The organism is Armatimonas sp., from assembly GCF_031410135.1.
In the GTDB taxonomy this organism is placed as follows: domain Bacteria; phylum Armatimonadota; class Armatimonadia; order Armatimonadales; family Armatimonadaceae; genus Armatimonas.
Window position 1 is genome coordinate 1 of the sequence record NZ_JANNYP010000590.1, and the last position, 1,969, is coordinate 1,969.

Annotated in this window: 2 protein-coding genes and 1 pseudogene; all 3 read left to right on the forward strand. The window is 59.0% G+C overall.

From position 1 onward, the window contains the following. Nucleotides 1-140 precede the first annotated feature (140 nt). A pseudogene (locus RMO15_RS21645) lies at nt 141-455 on the forward strand (transposase); the annotation flags it as partial. 206 nt (nt 456-661) lie between these two features. Then, on the forward strand, nt 662-1,798 hold the full coding sequence (locus tag RMO15_RS21650; protein ID WP_309717027.1) for a DNA double-strand break repair nuclease NurA: 1,137 nt from the start codon (nt 662-664) through the stop codon (nt 1,796-1,798). Nucleotides 1,799-1,807: 9 nt separating this feature from the next. Then, nucleotides 1,808-1,969, forward strand: a 162-nt coding sequence (locus tag RMO15_RS33410) for a response regulator transcription factor (protein WP_369016149.1), incomplete at its 3' end; no start/stop codon positions are given.

A 1,969-nucleotide genomic window follows, 5' to 3' on the forward strand; every position in this document is an offset into this window, starting at 1 on the left:
AGCCATCTCCAATTTCTGCATCTGCTCGAATAATACGGGGATGTCATCTACCCGTTCCGTGATAAGAGTGAGCGTTTCGGTCATGAAACGAGGTTACCTCAAATTTGCTAAACCCCTCAAAAAATGAGCGAACCATGAGTGGTCAGCTCTCAGGTAAGCAGATAGCGGCTCTGGTTGGCGTTGCTCCTTTCGCCCGTGATAGCGGAACACTTCGTGGTCGTCGGACTGTCTCGGGTGGTCGAGCTGCTGTTCGTAGTGTTTTGTACATGGCAGCTCTGGTTGGGGTTCGCCACAACTCTGTTCTTCGCGGCTTCTATGAATCGCTACTCTCTCGTGGTAAGAGCAAGAAAGTGGCTCTGGTTGCCTGCATGCGTAAGCTTCTCGTTATCCTCAATGCGATGGTCAAGGCTGGTAGCTCCTGGCGCACGTCGAGCGAGACAGGAGCCGTTGCCTAAATTTCCATGATAATTTTGCCAAATTCCCTTGACAAACAAGACAGTTGCTCTTCCCCTCATGTTCGCAAGCTCACGGGAAGAGGGGCTAAAGGTAACGGAACCACCTCCCTAAATCCCTCTTCCCAACGAGGAACGAGTGGCAGGGGAAGAGGGTAAGCCGTCTCAGCGGCAGGGAGATGGCACCCGCACCGGGTACAATCGGCGTGATGTCATTTGATAGTGGTTCCGACCTTCCCGACCAGATCATCCGCCAGATTTTAGGCAAGGCAGCCGAGGTGGCAGGCGAGGTGCGGGAGCTTTTCGAGAGCGTGGACTCCCGCCGAGAACTAATGCGCCACCAGCTGATTCTCGAAAGCCGAATTCTCCACACCGAGCGGCTCCCCCAAGTGGTCGCGCCGCCGTGCTGCGCCATTGATGGCGGCGCGGCGGTGGAGAAGGGCCTCGGGATGGACACCGCGCTTGCGGTGGCGGTGGGCGTGGAGGGGCTGGGTGGCACTGGGCTCTGGAAAGAGACACCGTTTGCCGCGTGGCAAAAGACGCTCCAGCATGAGGGCGATGCCACGGGAAGCACCTGCCGCGCCGTGATGACGACCCTCGAGCTCTCCCTGCTGGCCAATGCCCCCCACCCTGTCGTGCTTTTAGATGGCTCGCACCTGACCCCCGTCATCTCGCTCAACGCCGCACTGAGCATTCGCGACGACGGGCTTCGGAATGAGCTGGCCGAGAGCTTTGCACACTACAAGACGGCCGAGTCGCTCCATGCCGCGATGTTTCGTCCCGAGATCGTCGCCTTGGTAAAGTACGATGGCACGCGCGATCTCGGGGAGACGTGGCTAGGTGGCCAGCTCAAGCTCGACGACCGCACCACCATGACGCTTCTCTTGCAGGCCGACGAGTACACCGAGCCCGTGCCGCTGGGGCTGACGCAAAAGAGCAAGCGCAACTGGATCGCCAAGGAGATTCAGAAGCTCACGCCTTCGGATGCTATTCGGGAGGAAGTGCGTGAGGCAGTGAACGAGGCCGTCTCCCAAGTCCGCACCGACGGGCTCTTTGCCACGTACTACAAGCCGCAGCCCTGGAGCCCTGCCTACCGGCTGGAGATCAAAAAAGAGGTCGCCCAGACCCCCGAGCGGCTGGCACAAGTCTTCGCAGTGCTCAAAGCGCAGGTTATCAGCCCCGAGATCCGCGAGCCCTACCCGCAGTACGTCGCGGATCGCATGGCCAAGTCTGTTGGGGATGCTTTAGTAGCGCTACGCACCGCCGTGCACTACGACCTTGCCGATGCGGGACTTTCAGAGTATGTTGCACTAGTCGCCCACTCGTACCGAACAGAGGCACTGTGAAAGAAAACCATGGAAAAAATACGACTCGTGATTGCGGAAGACCAGGCAATGATGCGCGAGAGCCTGGCACAGATGCTGGCTCTGGAAGACGACATCCAGGTCGTAGGCACCGCCTCCGATGGCGAGCGGGCGCTTTCGGTCTGCCGCGCCCAAAAACCCGATGTTCTCCTC

What these genes read in the sequence shown, in the direction of transcription:
- RMO15_RS21650 (WP_309717027.1), top strand. Translation starts at nt 662, where the DNA reads ATGTCATTTGATAGTGGTTCCGACCTTCCCGACCAGATCATCCGCCAG.